This window comes from Streptomyces sp. NBC_01478, from assembly GCF_036227225.1.
Taxonomy (GTDB): domain Bacteria; phylum Actinomycetota; class Actinomycetes; order Streptomycetales; family Streptomycetaceae; genus Streptomyces.
Genome location: NZ_CP109444.1, coordinates 7,661,235 through 7,680,456 on the forward strand (window position 1 = coordinate 7,661,235; position 19,222 = coordinate 7,680,456).

General features: G+C 70.4%; 22 protein-coding genes. 10 read left to right on the forward strand and 12 right to left on the reverse strand.

What is annotated here, in order from left to right; genetic code table 11:
• The first annotated feature begins 92 nt into the window (after positions 1–92).
• Both OG223_RS34845 and OG223_RS34850 read left to right on the forward strand, forming a co-directional pair.
• Positions 93–1,163, forward strand: a complete 1,071-nt coding sequence (locus OG223_RS34845; protein ID WP_329257197.1) for an SIS domain-containing protein — start codon at positions 93–95, stop codon at positions 1,161–1,163.
• Positions 1,164–1,521: 358 nt separating this feature from the next.
• On the forward strand, positions 1,522–2,988 hold the full coding sequence (locus OG223_RS34850; RefSeq protein WP_329265635.1) for a sensor histidine kinase: 1,467 nt from the start codon (positions 1,522–1,524) through the stop codon (positions 2,986–2,988).
• A gap of 231 nt (positions 2,989–3,219) precedes the next feature.
• On the opposite strand, the gene OG223_RS34855 is transcribed toward OG223_RS34850, so the two are convergent.
• Positions 3,220–3,477 (reverse strand): WhiB family transcriptional regulator, encoded by a 258-nt coding sequence (locus OG223_RS34855; protein ID WP_006142322.1) that lies wholly within the window; start codon positions 3,475–3,477, stop codon positions 3,220–3,222.
• 319 nt (positions 3,478–3,796) lie between these two features.
• Positions 3,797–4,765, reverse strand: a complete 969-nt coding sequence (locus OG223_RS34860) for a diacylglycerol/lipid kinase family protein (protein ID WP_329257200.1) — start codon at positions 4,763–4,765, stop codon at positions 3,797–3,799.
• Between the two features lie 116 nt (positions 4,766–4,881).
• Here OG223_RS34860 and OG223_RS34865 point away from each other — a divergent pair, with 116 nt between their 5' ends.
• Positions 4,882–5,340: a hypothetical protein gene (locus tag OG223_RS34865; protein ID WP_329257202.1), complete on the forward strand. Its 459-nt coding sequence runs from the start codon at positions 4,882–4,884 to the stop codon at positions 5,338–5,340.
• 14 nt (positions 5,341–5,354) lie between these two features.
• Here OG223_RS34865 and OG223_RS34870 read toward each other — a convergent pair whose 3' ends face one another.
• From OG223_RS34870 to OG223_RS34880, 3 genes are all read right to left on the reverse strand, one after another.
• On the reverse strand, positions 5,355–6,488 hold the full coding sequence (locus tag OG223_RS34870) for an RNA polymerase sigma factor SigF (RefSeq protein WP_329257205.1): 1,134 nt from the start codon (positions 6,486–6,488) through the stop codon (positions 5,355–5,357).
• Positions 6,485–6,898 (reverse strand): anti-sigma regulatory factor, encoded by a 414-nt coding sequence (locus tag OG223_RS34875; protein WP_019058277.1) that lies wholly within the window; start codon positions 6,896–6,898, stop codon positions 6,485–6,487. The genes OG223_RS34870 and OG223_RS34875 overlap by 4 nt, the downstream gene beginning before the upstream one ends.
• A 292-nt stretch (positions 6,899–7,190) precedes the next feature.
• On the reverse strand, positions 7,191–7,451 hold the full coding sequence (locus tag OG223_RS34880; protein ID WP_200687205.1) for a UBP-type zinc finger domain-containing protein: 261 nt from the start codon (positions 7,449–7,451) through the stop codon (positions 7,191–7,193).
• Positions 7,452–7,514: 63 nt separating this feature from the next.
• On the opposite strand from OG223_RS34880, the gene OG223_RS34885 reads away from it, so the two are divergent.
• Positions 7,515–9,110 carry a Na+/H+ antiporter gene (locus OG223_RS34885; protein WP_329257210.1) on the forward strand — a complete coding sequence of 532 codons (1,596 nt, stop codon included), beginning with the start codon at positions 7,515–7,517 and terminating at the stop codon, positions 9,108–9,110.
• A gap of 60 nt (positions 9,111–9,170) precedes the next feature.
• Here the strand turns inward: OG223_RS34885 and OG223_RS34890 are convergent, their stop codons facing one another.
• A complete protein-coding gene (locus OG223_RS34890; RefSeq protein WP_329257213.1) occupies positions 9,171–10,076 on the reverse strand; it encodes a 1-aminocyclopropane-1-carboxylate deaminase/D-cysteine desulfhydrase in 906 nt (301 codons plus the stop codon).
• Positions 10,077–10,124: 48 nt separating this feature from the next.
• A complete protein-coding gene (locus OG223_RS34895) occupies positions 10,125–10,715 on the reverse strand; it encodes an N-acetylmuramoyl-L-alanine amidase (RefSeq protein WP_329257216.1) in 591 nt (196 codons plus the stop codon).
• A gap of 296 nt (positions 10,716–11,011) precedes the next feature.
• Between OG223_RS34895 and OG223_RS34900 the strand changes: the two genes are divergently transcribed.
• From OG223_RS34900 to OG223_RS34915, 4 genes are all read left to right on the forward strand, one after another.
• Positions 11,012–12,418, forward strand: coding sequence for a family 2B encapsulin nanocompartment shell protein (locus OG223_RS34900; protein WP_329257219.1), 1,407 nt, complete (start codon positions 11,012–11,014; stop codon positions 12,416–12,418).
• Positions 12,419–12,531: 113 nt separating this feature from the next.
• Entirely contained in the window at positions 12,532–13,644 is a 1,113-nt protein-coding gene (locus tag OG223_RS34905) for a family 2 encapsulin nanocompartment cargo protein polyprenyl transferase (protein ID WP_329257222.1), read from the forward strand.
• Positions 13,645–13,814: 170 nt separating this feature from the next.
• A complete protein-coding gene (locus tag OG223_RS34910) occupies positions 13,815–14,411 on the forward strand; it encodes a GNAT family N-acetyltransferase (RefSeq protein ID WP_329257224.1) in 597 nt (198 codons plus the stop codon).
• A 9-nt stretch (positions 14,412–14,420) separates the two neighbouring features.
• Positions 14,421–14,765, forward strand: a complete 345-nt coding sequence (locus OG223_RS34915; protein ID WP_329257227.1) for a DUF952 domain-containing protein — start codon at positions 14,421–14,423, stop codon at positions 14,763–14,765.
• A 203-nt stretch (positions 14,766–14,968) separates the two neighbouring features.
• Here OG223_RS34915 and OG223_RS34920 read toward each other — a convergent pair whose 3' ends face one another.
• The 4 genes from OG223_RS34920 to sodN form a co-directional block, all read right to left on the reverse strand.
• Positions 14,969–15,727, reverse strand: coding sequence for a VOC family protein (locus OG223_RS34920; RefSeq protein WP_329257230.1), 759 nt, complete (start codon positions 15,725–15,727; stop codon positions 14,969–14,971).
• Positions 15,728–15,770: 43 nt separating this feature from the next.
• Positions 15,771–16,187 (reverse strand): VOC family protein, encoded by a 417-nt coding sequence (locus OG223_RS34925; RefSeq protein WP_019072193.1) that lies wholly within the window; start codon positions 16,185–16,187, stop codon positions 15,771–15,773.
• 10 nt (positions 16,188–16,197) lie between these two features.
• Positions 16,198–16,608, reverse strand: a complete 411-nt coding sequence (locus OG223_RS34930; protein ID WP_019058262.1) for a helix-turn-helix transcriptional regulator — start codon at positions 16,606–16,608, stop codon at positions 16,198–16,200.
• A 160-nt stretch (positions 16,609–16,768) separates the two neighbouring features.
• Positions 16,769–17,164 (reverse strand): superoxide dismutase, Ni, encoded by a 396-nt coding sequence (sodN, locus tag OG223_RS34935; RefSeq protein ID WP_019058247.1) that lies wholly within the window; start codon positions 17,162–17,164, stop codon positions 16,769–16,771.
• A 145-nt stretch (positions 17,165–17,309) separates the two neighbouring features.
• Here sodN and sodX point away from each other — a divergent pair, with 145 nt between their 5' ends.
• The gene (sodX, locus tag OG223_RS34940) at positions 17,310–17,744 is read left to right on the forward strand and encodes a nickel-type superoxide dismutase maturation protease (protein WP_329257236.1); all 435 of its coding nucleotides are present in this window, start codon (positions 17,310–17,312) and stop codon (positions 17,742–17,744) included.
• Here sodX and OG223_RS34945 read toward each other — a convergent pair.
• Complete coding sequence (locus tag OG223_RS34945; protein WP_329257239.1) at positions 17,648–18,277, reverse strand: CGNR zinc finger domain-containing protein; 630 nt, start codon at positions 18,275–18,277, stop codon at positions 17,648–17,650. The genes sodX and OG223_RS34945 overlap by 97 nt on opposite strands.
• A gap of 100 nt (positions 18,278–18,377) precedes the next feature.
• Between OG223_RS34945 and OG223_RS34950 the strand changes: the two genes are divergently transcribed.
• Positions 18,378–19,136, forward strand: coding sequence for a class I SAM-dependent methyltransferase (locus tag OG223_RS34950; RefSeq protein ID WP_329257242.1), 759 nt, complete (start codon positions 18,378–18,380; stop codon positions 19,134–19,136).
• Positions 19,137–19,222 lie beyond the last annotated feature (86 nt).

Genomic DNA, 19,222 nt, shown 5'->3' on the forward strand with positions numbered 1-19,222 from the left:
AACCGGCAACCGCCCAACAGAGGCGCACCTCCCCCAGAGGGGGTGAAATGGACACCGCACCACTGCCGCGACCGACCTCCGGAGGACCCCGCATGACCGCCACGCTCCCGGCCCCCGACAGCGACCTCCCCGGCCGGATCATGGCCCGCGAGATGGCCGAACAGCCCGCTGTCCTGCGCCGCATCCTCGACGAGGGTGCCCCGCGCATCCGCCAGGTCGCCCAGGCCGTGGCCGCCCGCAGGCCCCGCTTCGTGCTGCTCACCGCCCGCGGCACCTCCGACAACGCCGCCCTCTACGCCAAGTACCTCCTGGAGATCCGCCTCGGCCTGCCCTGCGGACTCACCTCCATGTCGACGACCACGGCGTACGGCGCCCGCCCCGACCTGACCGACGTCCTCGTCGTCACCGTCAGCCAGTCCGGCGGCTCCCCGGACCTGGTCGCCTCGACCCGGGCCGCCCGCGAGGCCGGCGCGATCACGGTCGCCGTCACCAACAACCCGGACTCACCGCTGGCCGCCGTGTCCGAGTACCACGTCGACGTCATGGCCGGCCCGGAGAAGGCGCTCCCCGCGACCAAGACGTACACGGCCTCGCTCCTCGCGCTCTACCTCTTCGTCGAGGGCCTGCGCGGCGGCGACGGCGCGGCGGCCAAGGCGCTGCCCGACCTCGCCGAACAGCTCCTCGCCCGCCAGGACGAGGTCCGCGCCCTCGCCTCCCGCTACCGCTTCGCCGAACGCATGGTCATCACCTCGCGCGGCTACGGCTATCCCACCGCCAAGGAAGCCGCTCTCAAACTGATGGAGACCAGCTACATCCCCGCTCTCGCCTACTCCGGCGCCGACCTCCTGCACGGCCCCCTCGCCATGGTCGACAACGTCTCCCCGGTCATCGCGGTCGTGACCGACGGCAAGGGCGGCACCGCCCTCCAGCCCGTGCTCGACCGGCTGCGCGGCCGGGGCGCCGACCTGGTCGTCATCGGCCCGGCCGGCCAGGTCGAACAGGCCTCGGCCGGCTTCGTCCTGCCCGTCGAGGGCGTCCCCGAGGAACTCCAGCCCGTCCTGGAGATCCTCCCGCTCCAGCTCCTCGCCTACGAGGTCACCATCGCCCGCGGCCAGGACCCGGACGCCCCCCGCGCCCTGGCCAAGGTGACGGAGACCCGCTGAGCCCCGATGTGCCGGCCATGGAAATTCCCACGACCAATCAGTCCCGCACAGGACCCGACACGGTTACGCTTTCCCACAGCCTTCAAGGCATGGACACCGCATGTGGTCTAGTCCACAATGTGTTAAAGGCGCAAGCCTCCGTCTTCCCCGCACAGGAAGGCGGATCGAGGAACCGAGGCTCTCTGCCCTGACTGCCCCGGGTCCTCATCCATCGGCCGATCGGGACCGCACACCCCGTGGCCGTTGCTGCTCCGGGCTGCGGTGCCGAGAGGGCTGAGGGTCCCTCTCAGGCGCCGCGGCCCGCGGGTGTTTTTAGGACAGGTACAGACCGGCGGGTACGCTCGCAGACGTGCCCTCCATGAACGAACTCGTACGCCAGCACACCGCACTCGACGACTCCGACCTCGAGTGGCTGCACCTGCTGGTCTCGGAGTGGCAACTGCTCTCCGACCTCTCCTTCGCCGACCTGGTCCTCTGGGTCCCCACGCGCGACGGCACCCGCTATGTCTCCGTCGCCCAGATGCGCCCGAACACCGGCCCCACCTCGTACCAGGACGACATGGTCGGCCACCTCGTCCCGCGCGGCCGTCGGCCCATGCTGGACGCGGCCCTGGACGAGGGCCGGATCGTCCGCGAGGGCGACCCGGAGTGGCGCGAAGAGGTCCCCGTCCGGGTCGAGTCGATTCCGGTACGACGGGACGGGCGCGTCCTGGGCGTCATCGCGCGCAACACCAATCTGCTCACCGTGCGCACCCCGAGCCGTCTCGAACTCACCTACCTGCAGAGCGCGTCGGACCTCGCGCAGATGATCGCGGCCGGCTCCTTCCCGTTCCCGAACCAACTGGTCGACATGGACGCCTCGCCGCGCGTCGGCGACGGACTGATCCGGCTCGACGGCGACGGCATCGTGCAGTACGCCTCGCCCAACGCGCTGTCCGCCTACCACCGGATGGGCCTCGCCACCGACCTCGTCGGCCAGCACCTGGGCGTGACCACCGCCGAACTCGCCCCCACCCGGGGCCCGGTGGACGAGGCGCTCGCCAAGGTCGCCAGTGGCTGGGCGCCGCGCGAGTTCGAGATCGAGGCGCGTGACGGGGTGATCCAGTTCCGGGCGATCCCGCTCAAACCCAAGGGCACCCGCATCGGTTCACTGGTGCTGCTCCGGGACGTCACCGAACTGCGGCGCCGCGAGCGGGAGTTGATCACCAAGGACGCGACCATCCGGGAGATCCACCACCGGGTGAAGAACAACCTCCAGACGGTCGCCGCCCTGTTGCGCCTCCAGGCCCGCCGCATCGACTCCGAGCGCGGCCGCGAGGCGCTGGAGGAGGCCGTACGCCGGGTCGGCTCGATCGCGATCGTGCACGAGACGCTGTCCCAGAACCTGGACGAGCGCGTGGAGTTCGACGAGATCGCCGACCGGGTGCTCGCGATGGTCGCCGAGATCTCCCCGGGCAAGGTCACCGGCCGGCGCAGCGGCCGCTTCGGGATACTGGACGCCGAGGTCGCCACCCCGCTCTCCATGGTCCTCACCGAGATCCTGCAGAACGCCCTGGAACACGGCTTCCGCGAGGGCGAGACCGGCACGGTCGAGGTGTCGGCGGTGCGCGGCGGCAACGCGAAGGACGCCCGCCTCCTGGTCACCGTGCAGGACGACGGCGTAGGACTCCCCGAGGGCTTCGACCCGCACCGCTCGGGCAACCTGGGCCTGCAGATCGTACGGACGCTGGTGGAGGGCGAGTTGGGCGGCACGTTCGACATGGTGGCGGCGCCGGGGCGGGGGACCCGGGTGATCCTGGATGTGCCGGTGCAGGCGCACAAGTGACGTATGCGTACAGGACCTTCACACGCGCGAGCCTGAACTGGCGTACGCACGCGGGTGTTTGAACGGCTTTGCAGACGTCCTTGAACAGCAAAGAGCCCCGGATCAAGTGATGATCCGGGGCCACTCGCTCGTTGCTATGCGCATCGGGGGTACTGCGCGCTGCGGCTCGGGGGCGGGAGATGCGTACTCGCTGTACGCGCCGCCAAGCTCAGGCTGTTAGCAGGGTGGGCGTCAGGCGGAGGCCTGACGGGCACGGTTGCGAGCGGCGCGGCGCTTCATGGCGCGGCGCTCGTCCTCGCTGAGACCACCCCAGACGCCGGAGTCCTGGCCGGACTCGAGCGCCCACTGCAGACACTGGTCCATAACAGGACAGCGACGGCAGACGGCCTTGGCTTCCTCGATCTGCAGCAGCGCAGGACCGGTGTTGCCGATGGGGAAGAAGAGCTCGGGGTCTTCCTCGCGGCAAACGGCGTTGTGACGCCAGTCCATGGCTGCTACCTCTCCTTGGTATTACGTGCGGGTTGCTTGTGAATGTGAACGCTTTCACGAATCCCTCAACAAGTGAAGGGCCGAACGCCAGGTTCACTGGCGGGGTCCTGTGGATTGAAGAGGGGTTCCGGTGATACGTGGAGGCCGGTGTTGCGGGCCGTCTCGATCGCCACGTAGAGACTCGCAAACCTCAGCGGCGGATACAACCCCTACCGGAAAGTTTTTTTTGATTCCTCGGTGTCGACTAGGTCACAGCCGTACTTCCATGGGGTGGACCCTGGTCTAAACGTTCGAGTGAAAGGACTTCAGCCCTTTCTGCTCACACAATCACACGCAGTGCACGGCGTACGCCTGTGAACGTCACGCTCGTACGCAGTCCGAGGTGGTCGCCGTCCATCTGGAGGGGCAGCGGGACCTTGGAATGCAAGGTGAACTCGCTCAGGTCGTGCAGAGCCGCAGCGTGCTTGCCATGGGGTCCGCGTTCGGGGGACGAAGTGAGCAACTGGGTGCCATACCGGGCAACCGCGGCGCTGGACAGACGGCTGAGGCCGAGTACGTCGAGGCCTTTATCGAACGACGCCTTAGGTGACGTGTACATCGGGCGATTGCCGAGATACGTCCAGGGCGAGGTGTTCGAGACTATGGCCACCACCAGATCGGTGACCGGATCGGCGCCGGGCTGCTCCAGAGTGATCGTCCCGTGCCGACGGTGCTGCTCGCCGAGGAACTGCCGGACCACCTGGCGCACGTAGAGCGCGTGGGTGGATTTCTTGCCCTGCTCCCGTTGCTGCTCGACCCGCCCGACCACCCCGGCGTCGAACCCGAGCCCGGCGTTGAAGGTGAACCAGCGCGAGGGCACCGCCTCGTCCTCGGTGCCGGGTGTCCCGGAGGTCAGCCCGAGGCCGACCGTGCGCTCGCTGCCCCGGCGCAGGGCGTCGAGGATGGCGCCGGTCGCCTCCACGGCGTCGTTGGGCAGGCCCAGGGCGCGGGCGAAGACGTTGGTGGAGCCGCCGGGGACCACCGCGAGGCCGGGCAGGCGCTCGGGGTCGGGGCCGGTGTGCAGCAGGCCGTTGACGACCTCGTTGACCGTGCCGTCACCGCCGAGGGCCACCACCAGGTCGACGTTGCCGCTCTCTGCGGCCTGCCGGGCGAGGTCGCGCGCGTGGCCCCGGTACTCGGTCGTGACCGCCTCGAGCTTCATCTCGCTCGCGAGCGCGTGGAGCAGGACGTCGCGCGTACGTGCGCTTGTGGTGGTTGCCGCCGGATTGACCACGAGAAGTGCACGCATGAGTTGCAGCGTACCTACTGGGGGGTACTCGTCCCATACCGAGGTAGGGGTTGGGTAAGAGGAGAGGGCGTGAGCCTGAACACCTGGGGCCGTTTTCCGAGGGCTACCCTTCTGGGGTGAGCGCTGAGCAGACCCCCGCCCCGGAGACCGACGGCCCCGACGGACCCCGTCCGCGCCGGCTGACCTACGCGGCGGTCCTCGTCGCCGTCGAGGGTCTCGCGCTGGCCGTCGCCGGGGTGTGGATGCTCGTCCTGGGTCTCACCGGCGAACCGGACGACCGGCAGCAGGCCGTGACCGGGGGAGTGACCCTGGTGGTGCTGGCGCTGCTGCCGCTGCTGGCCGCGCGCGGACTGCTGGGCCTGCGCGGTTGGAGCCGGGGTCCGGCCGTCATCACCCAGATCATGGCGCTGCCCGTGGCCTACAACCTGCTCCAGGCCGACAGCGTGGCCATCCCGGCCGGTATCGCGCTCGCCGTCGTCGCGATCGGCGCGCTGGTGCTGCTGGTGAACCCGGCGACGACACAGGCCCTCGGAATCCGAGGGCCCGGTCGTGGAACCGAAGAGCCGAAGAGCTGACTCCGGCGGGAGGACTACTCCTCGACGAGGAGCTTCTCCCGCAACTGCGCCAGTGTCCGGGCCAGCAGCCGGGACACGTGCATCTGCGAGATGCCGACCTCCTGCGCGATCTGCGACTGCGTCATGTTGCCGAAGAAGCGCAGCAGCAGGATCCGCTTCTCCCGGGGCGGCAGATCCTCCAGCAGCGGCTTGAGCGACTCGCGGTACTCGACGCCCTCCAGGGCCTCGTCGTACGCGCCCAGCGTGTCCGCGACCGCCGGGGACTCGTCGTCCGTGTCGGGGACGTCCAGGGACAGCGTGGAGTAGGCGTTCGCCGACTCCAGGCCCTCCAGGACCTCCTCCTCCGAGATGCCGAGCTTCTCGGCCAGCTCGTGGACCGTGGGGGAGCGGCCGTGCCGCTGCGAGAGCTCCGCCGTCGCCGTGGTCAGCGACAGGCGCAGCTCCTGGAGCCTGCGCGGGACGCGCACCGCCCAGCCCTTGTCACGGAAGTGCCGCTTGATCTCACCGACGACCGTCGGGGTCGCGTACGTCGAGAACTCGACGCCGCGCTCCGGGTCGAAGCGGTCGACCGACTTGATCAGGCCGATGGTGGCGACCTGGGTCAGGTCGTCCAGCGGCTCGCCGCGGTTGCGGAAGCGGCGCGCGAGGTGCTCGACGAGCGGCAGGTGCATACGGACCAGCCGGTTGCGCAGCTCCGCGTACTCGACGCTGCCGTCGTTCAGCGTGCGCAGCTCGATGAAGAGTGCGCGCGCTCCGCTGCGGTCCTGGGGGTCGTGCCGGGTGACCTGCACACTCTGTGTGCCCGCCACGTCGTCCCGCTCGTGTTCGCTCATCGCCTGGCCCGTCGCCCCTTCCCGAGCTTTCGCCTCCTCCCCCACGCTCGACTCAGTCGGAGCGGGGGGACCCCCGGCAACGGGGGAGACCCCACCAATACGCACGGCACCGTCCTGCTCACGTTGACCGTCGTCCATCACACCGGCCTCCGAGGGTTCTTCCTCCGGGTGCGGCCGGGCCTGCTCGGGGATCTGGCCGCATGGCACGAGGGCGCTGCCGTCCGCCGTGCGGCGGGATCCGCCTGAGCCGCCCTCGGCCGGCAGCTCCCGTGTGCCGCGCTCTTCGTCCCGCACCGGCCCGTCCCCGTTCCTCACGCCGGCCCGGGTCCCGCGCCGCGCTGTTTGTAGAGGCTGATCGAAACGGTCTTGTCCTCGTCGACTGCCGATGAGACCTTGCCCGCCAGGGCCGAGAGCACGGTCCAGGCGAAGGTGTCGCGCGCGGGGGCGTGACCGTCCGTCGTCGGGGCGGAGACGGTGACTTCGAGCGAGTCGTCCACGAGACGGAAGACGCAACTGAGCACCGAGCCCGGCACGGCCTGCTGGAGCAGGATCGCGCAGGCCTCGTCCACCGCGATGCGGAGGTCCTCGATCTCGTCGAGGGTGAAGTCCAAACGGGCCGCGAGGCCGGCCGTGGCCGTACGCAGCACCGACAGGTAGGCACCCGCAGCCGGCAGCCGGACTTCCACGAAGTCCTGGGTCGCGGGCTCGCCTGCGATCTGGGACACCCTCACCTCCAAGGTGGTACAAGCTCTTTCGGGGGCCCAGGGGTCGCCCCCCGGGGTAACGCGATACTTGGTTCAGCGGTGACGCTACCGCGCTCCGAACTTTCCTGTCCCCGGGACCCCAACCCCATGCTGTCACTCATAGTAAACCTACGGATACGCTCCGTGGCTAGGGGTCCTGCGGGCCCAATTGGGAAGAGCGCGCGCCGGGTTGACGTACCCAGACGTCAGACGGTCGAACCGTCGAAACGGGCGGGAAACAGACGGCCGGAAAACGGGGTCACAGGAGACCGTGTCACAGAAGTACGTGGTCGACGAAGCACCAGCGCCAGCTCTCACCGGGTTCGTAGGTCCGCATCACCGGATGCCCGGATTCCTTGTGATGTGCTGTCGCGTGGCGCAGGGGCGAGGAGTCGCAGCAGGCGACGTTGCCGCAGAAGAGGCAGAGTCGCAACTGCACGGGGTGGGTGCCGGCCGCCAGACACTCGAGGCAGGTCTCGCTCTGGGGCTTCGGTTCCGGGAGCGGCAGCGCGTCGGCGTGCGTGCACTGTTTCATGATTGCCAGATTACGACGGCTGTGCGGTTGGCCGCGCGGAAAAAACGAGGGCGGGCGAGAACGATGGACGTGATGCCACTGCTGTTGCTGGTGGCGGGCAGCGCCGTGGTGGCCGCCGCGGCCCGGCGCACCCCGGTGCCGGCGCCGCTGCTGCTGGTCGCCGTCGGACTGGTCGTCTCGTACGTCCCGGGGGTGCCCGACTACACCCTGGACCCGGACGTCGTCCTGCCGCTGCTGCTGCCCCCGCTGCTGTACACCTCGGCCACCGACAGCTCGTACCTCGACCTGCGGGCCCAAGTGCGGCCCGTGGCACTGCTGTCGGTCGGCTACGTGCTCTTCGCGACGTTCGTCGTCGGCTGGGCCGCCTATGTGATCGTGCCGGGGCTGCCGCTGACCGCGGCGCTGGTGCTGGGCGCGGTGGTGGCGCCGCCGGACGCGGTCGCGGCGACGGCGGTGGCCCGGCGGGTCGGACTGCCCTCGCGGATCACGACGATCCTCCAGGGCGAGTCCCTGCTGAACGACGCCACCGCGATCACCGCCTACAAGGTGGCCCTCGCGGCCGCGATCGGTGAGGGCGCCACCTGGGCCGGCGGCATCGGGGAGTTCCTGCTCGCGGCCGTCGGCGGGGTCGGGGTCGGGCTCCTGATGATGGTGCCGATCCACTGGCTGCGCACGCACCTCAAGGAGGCGCTGCTGCAGAACACGCTGTCCCTGCTGATCCCGTTCGTCGCCTACGGGGTCGCCGAGCAGGTGCACGCCTCCGGGGTGCTCGCCGTCGTGGTCGTGGCGCTCTATCTGGGCCACCGCGCGTGGGAGGTCGATTTCGCGACCCGCCTCCAGGAGGAAGCGGTCTGGAAGATGGTCGCCTTCGTCCTGGAGTCGGCGGTCTTCGCCCTGATCGGGCTGCAACTGCCGGTGGTCCTCAAGGGACTTGGCGAGTACCGGGGCCTGGACGCCGCCTGGTACGCGATCGCGCTCTTCCTGGTGGTCGTCGCGACCCGGTTCGTGTGGGTGTATCCGGCGGCCTTCATTCCCCGCGTCCTGTCGGCGCGGATCAGGGAGCGCGAGGACAGCCCCACCTGGAAGGGGGCGATGACCACCGCGTGGGCCGGCATGAGAGGCGTGGTCTCCCTGGCCATCGCCTTCTCGATCCCGCTCACCATGCACGGCGGCGACCCCTTCCCGCAGCGCAACCTCATCCTGTTCCTGACCTTCACGACGGTCATCGGGACCCTGGTGGTGCAGGGTCTGAGCCTGCCCCCGATCATCCGGCTGCTGAAGTTCCCCGGCCGCGACCAGCAGGCCGAGACGCTCGCCGAGGCCAACGCCCAGGCCCAGGCCTCCCGGGTCGCCGAAAAGCGCCTGGAGGCCCTTCTGGAGGACGAACGCAACGCCCTGCCGCCCCCGCTCGCCGACCGACTCCGCGAGGTCCTGGAGCGCCGCCGCAACGCCGTCTGGGAGCGCCTCGGCGCCACCAACCCCGTCACCGGCGAGACCGTCGACGACACCTACCGCCGCCTGTCCCGCGAGATGATCAGCGCCGAACGCTCGATGTTCGTGCGCCTGCGCGACGGCCGCTACATCGACGACGAGATGCTGCGCACCTTGCTGCGCAGGCTGGACCTGGAGGAGGCGGCGGCTTATCGGGAGGCGGCCTAGCGGTCCCGGTCTCTACGGCACCTGGAGTGCCCTGCGGTCTCTACGGCACCTGAAGTGGGCTCACGGGAACGGCCGCCCGGTGATCAACGCGGCGACCGTGCTCCCGCGCGGGAAGGCGCCTTCGGCCGCCAGGGCGACAAGTCCGTACAGCAACTTGGCGACATAGAGACGCTCGACGGGCAGCCCGTGGCGCTGCTCGAAGTCCTCGGCGAAGGCGTCGAGTTCGACGGGCACGCGCGCGTAGCCCCCGAAATGGAAGCGCTCGTCGAGTGACCAGTCGCCCCGCCGGCCACCGAAGGCGTGCTGTTGCAGGCCCTCTATGTCGGCGCCCAGGAAGCCGCCCTTGAGGACGGGGATCCCCAACACCCGCTGGTCGGGGGCGAGTCCGGCGGCCAGTCCGGCCAGTGTGCCGCCGGTCCCGCAGGCGAGGGCGACGACGCCGACGTCGGCACGCGCGCGCAGTTCCTCGCCCAGGGCCCGGCAGCCGCGTACGGCAAGGGAGTTGCTGCCGCCCTCGGGGACGACGTACGCGTCCCGCGCGTCCACCTCACGCAGGATGCCGGCCAGTGTCTCCGGTTCGGACTTGCACCGGTACGTCGACCTGTCGACGAAGCGCAGGCGCATCCCGTCGGCCGCGCACCGGGCCAGGGACGGGTTGAGCGGGCGGTCGGACAGCTCCTGGCCGCGGACCACGCCGACCGTGGGCAGACCCAGGAGGCGGCCCGCGGCGGCGGTGGCGCGCAGGTGGTTGGAGTAGGCGCCGCCGAACGTGACGACCGTACGTCCGGCCGCCGCCGCGAGATTCGGCGCGAGCTTGCGCCACTTGTTGCCGATCAGGTCCGGGTGGATCAGGTCGTCCCGCTTGAGCAGCAGACGGATGCCGTGCCGGCCGAAGCGCCCGTCCGCGATCTCCTCCACCGGCGACGGCAGCCGGGGCCGTAGGGCGGCGAGGTCGGGGCTGGTCACGGCACCATTGTCACCCGGGTCGCCCGTGTCGTCCGTGTCTCCTGGGGGTCACTTCAGGCGCTCGTGGATCCGCTCGCGCAGCCACGCCATCGTGAACCCGCGCGGGTCCACCTTTCCGGGCTGCCACTCCAGGTGCCCGATCACCGACCGCTCCGTCCAGTCGTAGTGGCGGCAGATCGCGGCCGAGACCTTCTCGATCGCCTCCAACTGGGCCTCGGGCCACGGGTCCTCGCCGTCGCCGAGGTTCTCGCACTCGAAGCCGTAGAAGTGCCGGTTGCCGTCGGTGTTGGCCTCGTTGTCGTGCGGCAGCCGCTTCTCGCCGATCACCGCGCGCAGCACGTCGTCGTCGCCGAGGCCCGCGTGGTTGGCGCGGCCGTAGCCGACCAGGTGGACGGTGCCGTCCTTGGTGATGACGCCGTGGCAGAGCGGGCCGGGCAGGTCCGGGCGGCCGTCGCGGCAGAGGGCCACCGTGTGCGCGCTGCCCTTGGTGACCGTGTGGTGGATCATCACGCCGTGGACGGGCCCCCACGGGCCCTTGTGGTTGCGGTTGTGGTGCTCCCAGTCGCCGACCTCGACGACCCTGACGCCCTCGTCTCGCAGAATGTCCAGGAACCTGCCCGCGGACATGGGTGAGGCCATGACGCCTCCTTCGTGCTGTGCGACGGCCGACGTGCACGGCCGTCTGTTATCGCCGCTTGTACCGAAAAAATCCGGTACGGACGACTTGTTCGTACGGCGTGCGAGTCGATCCGGACACCGGCGGCCCCGGCGGCAACTCGAACAACATTCGAGGTAAACAGCCCCCGTGCCCAGCAGTTGAAGATCCATTCCCGCTCTTTCGGGTAATACCACCGGCACGCTGAGTGAGGAAGGCTGGTGCGCGAGAAGGATGCCGGGCACACAGGGCCCGGCATGAATGGGGAGGGCATTTCTCTATGTCGGTAGGCGAAGAGGTCCGCGCGGACCAGAACAAGCCGCAGCAGAGTCTTGGCACGGCGGCTGCGCGGAACCTGGCCACCACCACGAAGTCCGCGCCGCAGATGCAGGAGATCAGCTCCCGCTGGCTGCTGCGCACACTGCCGTGGGTGAACGTGCAGGGTGGCACATACCGGGTGAACCGACGGCTGAGCTACTCCGTGGGCGACGGCCGGGTGACATTCGTGAAGACCGGCGACCGCGTCGAGGTCATCCCCGCGGAGCTCGGCGAACTGCCCGCGCTGCGGGACTACGAGGACGAGGAGGTGCTCTCGGAGCTGGCCACCCGCTGCCGGCAGCGCGAGTACGCCCCGGGGGAGGCGATCGCGTCGTTCGGCGGCCAGGCCGACGAGGTGTACCTGCTGGCGCACGGCAGGGTGGAGAAGGTCGGCACGGGCCCGTACGGCGACGACACGGTCCTCGGAGTCCTCGCCGACGGCGCCTACTTCGGCGACGAGGCGCTGCTCGACCCGGAGGCCATCTGGGAGTACACGGCCCGCGCGGACACCGCCTGCACGGTGCTGATCCTGGCCCGAGGGGACGTCGAGCAGGTCGCGGAGCGCTCCGACACCCTGCGCGAACACCTCGCGCACCTGCGCTCGATCCCCGAGCAGCGCACCAACAAGTACGGCGAGAAGTCCATCGACCTCGCCTCGGGCCACTCCGGCGAGCCGGACATCCCGCACACGTTCGTCGACTACGACGCCCGGCCGCGCGAGTACGAACTGAGCGTCGCCCAGACCGTCCTGCGCATCCACTCGCGCGTGGCCGATCTCTACAACCAGCCGATGAACCAGACCGAGCAGCAACTGCGGCTCACCGTCGAGGCGTTGAAGGAGCGCCAGGAGCACGAGCTGATCAACAACCGCGAGTTCGGCCTGCTCAACAACTGCGAGTACGACCAGCGCCTCCAGCCGCACGACGGGGTGCCCAGCCCGGACGACCTGGACGAGCTGCTCAGCAGGCGGCGCGGCACCAGGATGCTCCTCGCCCACCCGCGCGCCATCTCCGCGTTCGGCCGCGAGCTGAACAAGCGCGGACTGGTCCCGGAGTCCATCGAGGTCGGCGGCAACCGCATCCCGACCTGGCGCGGGGTGCCGATCTACCCGTGCAACAAGATCCCGGTCAGCGACCGGCGGACCACCTCAATCATCGCCATGCGTACCGGCGAGGCCGACCAAGGCGTCATCGGCCTCCAGCAGGCCGGCATCCCGGACGAGATCGAGCCGAGCCTGTCGGTGCGCTTCATGGGCATCAACGAACAGGCGATCATCAAGTACCTCGTGACGGCCTACTACTCGGCGGCGGTCCTGGTGCCGGACGCCCTCGGCGTTCTGGAGAACGTCGAGATCGGCCGCTGGAGGTGACGTTTCAGCAGTTGAACGAGGTGTCCCCGCCCGTCAGGGCGGGGACACCCCGGTCGCAGCCGACCGGTCGCAGCACAGGTGTCACCGTCCGCGGATTCTCCGAGGGGGACCCCATGGCCGAGATCAGGACGGAGACGCAACAGCCCGCCGACGGGACACCGCCGCTCGACGGGACGCGGACGCCCGGCGGCACCCCGCCGCTCGACGGGCACGAGGCGCCGGTGATCCTGGAGGGGGCCAGGGCGTCCGTCGACCCCGAGCTGCGCTCGGCGATCGACTCGCTGCCCGGCTCGATGCGCCGGATCGCGCTCTACCACTTCGGGTGGGAGCACGCGGACGGCACTCCGGCGGCGGGCAACGCGGGCAAGGCGATCCGCCCCGCCCTCGTCCTGGCCGCCGCCACCGCGCTCGGCGGCGAGCGGGCGCGCGCGAGCGCGCTGCGGGCCGCGGCGGCGGTGGAGCTGATCCACAACTTCACGTTGCTGCACGACGACGTGATGGACCGGGACACCACCCGCAGACACCGGCCCACCGCGTGGACCGTGTTCGGCGACCCGGACGCGATCCTCGCCGGGGACGCGCTTCAGGCGCTGGCCCTGCGGCTGCTCGCCGAGGACCCGCACCCGGCGTCCTCGGCCGCCGCGGCCCGGCTCGCGGACTGTGTCGTCGAACTGTGCGCGGGCCAGCACGCGGACACCGCCATGGAGAAACGCGCCCCCGGCGAGGTCACCCTCGACGAGGTGCTCGACATGGCCGAGGCCAAGACCGGCGCGCTGCTCGGCTGTGCCTGCGCGGTGGGCGCGCTGTACGCGGGGGCGTCCGCCGAGGACGTCGAGGCGCTGGACGCGTTCGGCCGCCAGGCCGGGCTCGCCTTCCAACTGATCGACGACGTCATCGGGATATGGGGCGACCCCGGCCGCACCGGCAAACCGGCCGGCGCCGACCTCGCCGTCCGCAAGAAGTCCCTGCCCGTGGTCGCCGCCCTCACCTCGGGCACACCGGCGGCCGCCGAACTCGCGGAGCTGTACGGACTGCCGTACGAGGAAGGGGAGTTGGAGCGCACCGCGCTCGCCGTCGAGCGGGCGGGTGGCCGGGACTGGGCGCAGGCCCAGGCGGCCGACCGGATGGCGCGAGCCGTGCAGGAGCTGGCCCGGGCGATTCCGGACCCGCAGGACGCGGGCGGTCTGCTCGCGCTGGCCGAGTTCGTGACCCGGCGCAGCAGTTGAGGCTCCGGAGCCTTCGGCAGCCGTGCGGCCCTGACTCCGCGCGGCCACCGGGCTCCGGACGGGCGGGTCCCGCGCATCCCCACGGTGCGCGGGGCCCGTTCCCCTTCGCTCAAATCCGGATAGGCTCAACACCCGTACGGAATACGACTGTTGAGACGTGGGGGCGGGACATGGGCGTGGCGATCCGGGCGGCGGGCGAGGGTGACCGGGAGCTGATAGTCGGGCTGCTGGACGAGGCCTTCCAGGACGATCCGGTGAGCGGCTGGGTCTTCCCCGACGCCGAGTACCGCCGTACGACCCACCACCGGCTGATGGCGGCCTTCGCCGACGCCGTGTTCGCCGACGGCCGTATCGACCTCGCCGAGGACGGCGCGGCGTGCGCGCTGTGGCTGTCGGTGCCGGGCGAGGCGCATGCGGAGGAGGGGGAGGACGAGGCCGTAGGGCTGCGGGAGTTGGTGGATCCGGACAACGAGCGGGTCGAGACGATCGCCCGGCTCATGGCGGAGGGGCATCCCGCCGGCCGGGCCCACGAGTACCTGTGGATGATCGCCGTGGCACCGGCCCGGCAGGGCGAGGGCCTCGGCGCCGCGCTCATCCGGCACGTCCTGGAGCGCTGCGACCGCGAGGGACTGCCCGCCTACCTGGAGGCGAGCAGTGAACGCAGCACCAAGCTGTACGAGCGGCTCGGCTACTCGTTCACCGACAACACCATCGACCTGCCGGACGGCCCGCGCATGTTCCCGATGTGGCGCGAACCGAAGCCGTAGCGTGATCCCATGCCGGAAAACGAACCCACCGCCCCCATCCTCCACATCACCGAGCGCGCCCTGTGGGACGCGGCCCGCGAGCGCGGCACCTACGAGTGGTCGACCCGTGGCCGCACCCTCCAGGAGGAGGGCTTCATCCACTGCTCGACCCGCACCCAACTCCCGCGCGTGGCAGCCTTTTTGTACGGTTCCTACGACGGCCCCGACGAGCTGGTGGTCCTGGTGGTGGACCCGGGACGGCTCGGCGCACCGCTGAAGTACGAGGCACCGAAGCCGGGCGGGGAGGAGTTCCCGCACATCTACGGGCCGATTCCGGCGGACGCGGTGGTCGACGTGGAGGTGTGGGCGGCTTGAGCCGGTTATGGCGCCGGGCCCTGATCGGGTGGGTGGTCGCGGTGGCCGTCGGGGCGGCCTCACGCTGTGGCTGCGGGACTCCGGCGACGAGCGGGCGCCCGCCGGGACGCGATGGCAGCGACCGGAGAACCAGGACACGGCGAGCGCCTGCCCCAGGCCGACGGACGCGCGGTACAACGACCCCCGGGTGGTCGTCGTCTGCGTCAGCCGCGGCTGGGCAGCCCGCCGGTCTCCGGGTCGCGTCCCGTCAGGCAGTAGACACCGCCCGCCGGGTCCCGCATCACCGTCCAGTGCGTGCCGTGGGAGACGACGGTGGCGCCGAGCCGTTCGTGCTGTGCCGTCGTCGCGTCGATGTCCGCGCAGGCCAGGTCGAGATGGGCCGTGGCGGGGCGGTCCTCGCCGAGCCGTTGGAGCAGGACGCGGATCGGCAGGCCGGTCGGGGGCTTGAGCACATGGAACTCCGGAAGCGCGCCGGCCAGCGACGCCCAGTCGGGCAACAGGGCGCTCCAGAAGGCGACTTCGGCGTCGAAGGAGCCGGGGCCGATGTCGAGGGAGACCTGGTCGAGGCGGCTCCCGGCCACGACGGGCGGCCGTACGGACTCGCCGTGCCAGGGGACGGCGCAGAACAACTGCCCGGCGGGGGACCGGAGTACGGCCCAGCCGTCGTGCTCGTGCTCGGTGACGGTGTCCGCGCCGAGTGCCAGCGCGGACGCCACGAACGCCGGCACGTCCTCGACGGAGAAGTCGAGATGAGCACCGCCGGGCCCCGACCCGACACCCTGGACCTTCACACAGGCGTCGGTCCCCTCCGACAACAGGGTGACGAACTCCCCCTGCTCACCGCGCGGTTCGGACGGCCGGGTGTCCGTGACCGCAGTCCAGAAGGCGAGGGCGGGGTCGAGGAGCGCGCGCGGGCGGTCGACGAAGGCGTAGGTCCAGCGGATGCCGGCGGGGGTGCTCATGGCGTGATCGTAAGCCGGAGGGCGCGACCCGCTCCCGCGGATTTCAGTCCCCGCTGCGCTGCATGAACCGCAGCATGTTCCCGGCCGGGTCGCGGAACGCGCAGTCGCGGACGCCGTACGGCTGGTCCGTCGGCTCCTGGACCACCTCCGCGCCGGACTCCTGGACGCGGGCGTAGAGGGCGTCGCAGTCGGCGGTGGTGAAGTTGACCCCGCGCAGGGTGCCCTTGGCGAGCAGCTCGGCCATGGCCTGCTTGTCGGCGGGGGAGGCGTCCGGGTTCGCGGCCGGCGGCTCCAGGACGATCTCCACGTCCGGCTGCAACGGCGACCCCACGGTCACCCACCGCATGCCCTCGAAACCGACGTCGTTACGGATTTCCAGCTCCAGGACGTCGCAGTAGAAGGCGAGCGCCTTGTCGTGGTCGTCGACGGCGATGAAGCACTGGCGGAGTTTGAGATCCATGGACGACAGGCTAGGGCCGGAGGGGCGGTCCCGCCCGGTTGGGCCGGGTAAAGGTGCGGGCCACACAGGAGGGGATCACCGCGCCGGCCTCGTGGGAACGGGCGCGGTACGCGCTGGGGGTCTCGCCGACCAGCTCGGTGAAGCGCGAGCTGAAGGAACCGAGCGAGGTACAGCCGACCGCCATGCACACCTCGGTCACGCTCAGGTCCCCGCGCCGCAGCAACGCCTTCGCCCGCTCGATCCGCCGCGTCATGAGATAGCTGTACGGCGTCTCCCCGTACGCGGCACGGAAACTCCGCTGGAAGTGGCCCGGCGACATCAGCGCGGTCCGCGCGATCGAGGCCATGTCGAGCGGCTCGGCGTACTCGCGGTTCATGCGGTCACGGGCCTGGCGCAGCCGTACGAGATCGTCGCGGTTCACGTTGTCCAGGATGGCACGGGGGCGGAGGGAGGGGGGTTGGGACGAGTCGACGTACACGACGAAGGGGCCCCGCCGGCGAACCGGTGGAGCCCCTGCCCCGCGCCCACTGACCTGCGATGGTGCACCGATCGCCGGTCGGTCGGGACGGGCCGACTGGGTGTCAGGCCTTCTTCGTCTCCCAGAAAATCTTGTCGATCTGGGCGATGTAGTCGAGCGCCTTCTGGCCCGTCGCCGGGTCGGTGGACGCCTTGGCGGCCGAGAGGGCCTTCAGGGTGTCGTTGACCAACTGGTGCAGCTCCGGGTACTTCTCGAAGTGCGGGGGCTTGAAGTAGTCGCTCCAGAGCACCGAGACGTGGTGCTTCGCGAGCTCGGCGCGCTGCTCCTTGATGACGATGGCGCGCGCCTGGAAGTGCGGATCGTCGTTGGCGGCCATCTTGTCCTGCACGGCCTTCACCGACTCCGCCTCGATGCGGGCCTGGGCCGGGTCGTACACACCGCAGGGCAGGTCGCAGTGCGCGCTGACCTTCACCTTGGGGGCAAACAGGCGGGAAAGCATGGAGCGTTCCTTCCTCGTGATCGTCTTCTCAGGTGGGACATTACTCCCTGGAGAAGCTGATTTCGCGAGTGCCCCCATGGGCTTAGGACAAAAGTCCAGGGTCTGACTCAGACTGGTGGAGGATAGGACCGGGGAGGTGCCGGGGATGCCGGAGCTGTCGCAGGAGACCGAGCGGGGGAGGGCCGTACTGCCCTTCGGGACGGCCGAGGTGACCGGGCCGTCCATGGTGCCGACACTGCTGCACAGGGATGTGCTCGTGGTGCAGTACGGCGCCAGGGTCAGGCCCGGGGACATCGTCGTGCTGCGGCATCCGTTCCAGCAGGACCTGCTGGTCGTCAAGCGGGCCGTGGAGCGGCGGGACGGGGGGTGGTGGGTGCTCGGGGACAACGCGTTCGCCGGCGGGGACAGCACCGACTACGGCACCGTTCCCGAGGAACTCGTGCTGGGCAAGGTGCGGTTCCGGTACCGGCCGTTCACGCCCGGTCAGCGCTCGCCGCTCGCGATCGTCCGCTGGGCGCTCTCGGCCGCCAGGCCCGTCTTTCCCGACCGTCCGGCCTCCAGGCGCTTCCGGGCCCGGTAGGCGGCCACGTTGGCGCGGGTCGCGCAGCGGTCCGAGCAGTAGCGCCGGGAGCGGTTCGTCGAGGTGTCCAGATAGGCGTTGCGGCACGGCGCCGCCTCGCACAGGCCCAGGCGGTCGACGCCGTACTCGGTGAGGTGGAAGGCCAGGCCCATCGCCGCGATCGCCGCGTAGCCGGCCGTCGCGTTCGACGGGTGGTCCGCGAGGTGCATGTGCCACAGCGGGCGGCCGTCCTCGTCGCGGAAGTTGTGCCCGGAGATCTGCGGGCTGACCGGGAACTCCAGGAGGAGCGAGTTCAGCAGGTTCACGGAGAGGGTCTCGTCGCCGCCGTCGGCCGCCTCGAAGACCGCCCGCAGCCGTGCCCGGACCGAACGGAAGCGGGTGACGTCGGCGTCGGCGGCGCGGCGGGCCGCCTCCTTGTTGGCGCCGAACAGGTCCCGCACGGCCTCGACCGAGGTCAGGGCGTCCTTGCCCCGCGCCGGTTCCTCGGTGTTGACGAGGCGTACGGCATAGTCCGAGTAATAGGCCAGTTCCACTTGTAGTCCTTACAGAGGCGCTCTATTGTCGTGGCAGCGGTCGGGTAACAGCCGATCGTGCTTCCAGGGTATTACGACAGTGAGTGGACAGGGGGTCCTCATGACGACCGGTATCGGAACCGACTGGCAGGCCTGGCAGGAGAGCTGGGACCGGCAGCAGGAGTGGTACATGCCCGACCGGGAGGACCGCTTCCGGATCATGCTCGACATGGTCGAGGCCGCCGTCGGCCCCGAGCCGCGCATCCTCGACCTCGCCTGCGGCACCGGCAGCATCACGGCCAGGCTCCTGGCCCGCTTCCCGAACGCCACCAGCACCGGTGTCGACCTCGACCCCGCCCTCCTCACCATCGCCCGCGGCACCTTCGAGGGCGACGACCGGGTCTCCTTCGTGACCGCCGACCTCAAGGACCCGGAGTGGACGACGAAGCTGCCGTACGACTCGTACGACGCCGTCCTCACCGCCACGGCCCTGCACTGGCTGCGCGACGAACCCCTCGCGGCTCTCTACGGCACACTCGCCGGTCTGGTTCGCCACGGCGGCGTCTTCATGAACGCCGACCACATGATCGACGACACCACGCCCCGGATCAACGCGATCGAGCACACCCAGCGCCAGGCCCGTATGGATCAGGCCATGAAGAACGGCGCCCTCGACTGGGCCGAGTGGTGGCAACTCGCCGCCCAGGACCCGGTCCTCGGCGCACCCACGGCCCAGCGCTTCGAGATCTACGGCGACCACGCGGACGGTGACATGCCCTCGCAGGCATGGCACGCGCGCGTGCTGCGCGAGAAGGGGTTCGGGGAGGCACGGGCGGTGTGGTGCTCGCCGTCCGACACCTTGCTGCTCGCACTGAAGTAGCCCCGCACACGCGGAAAGAGGCGGTACGGGAAATCCGTACCGCCTCTGCTGCGTCCTGCGGGCGGGCCCGACGCACTGACAGGAGT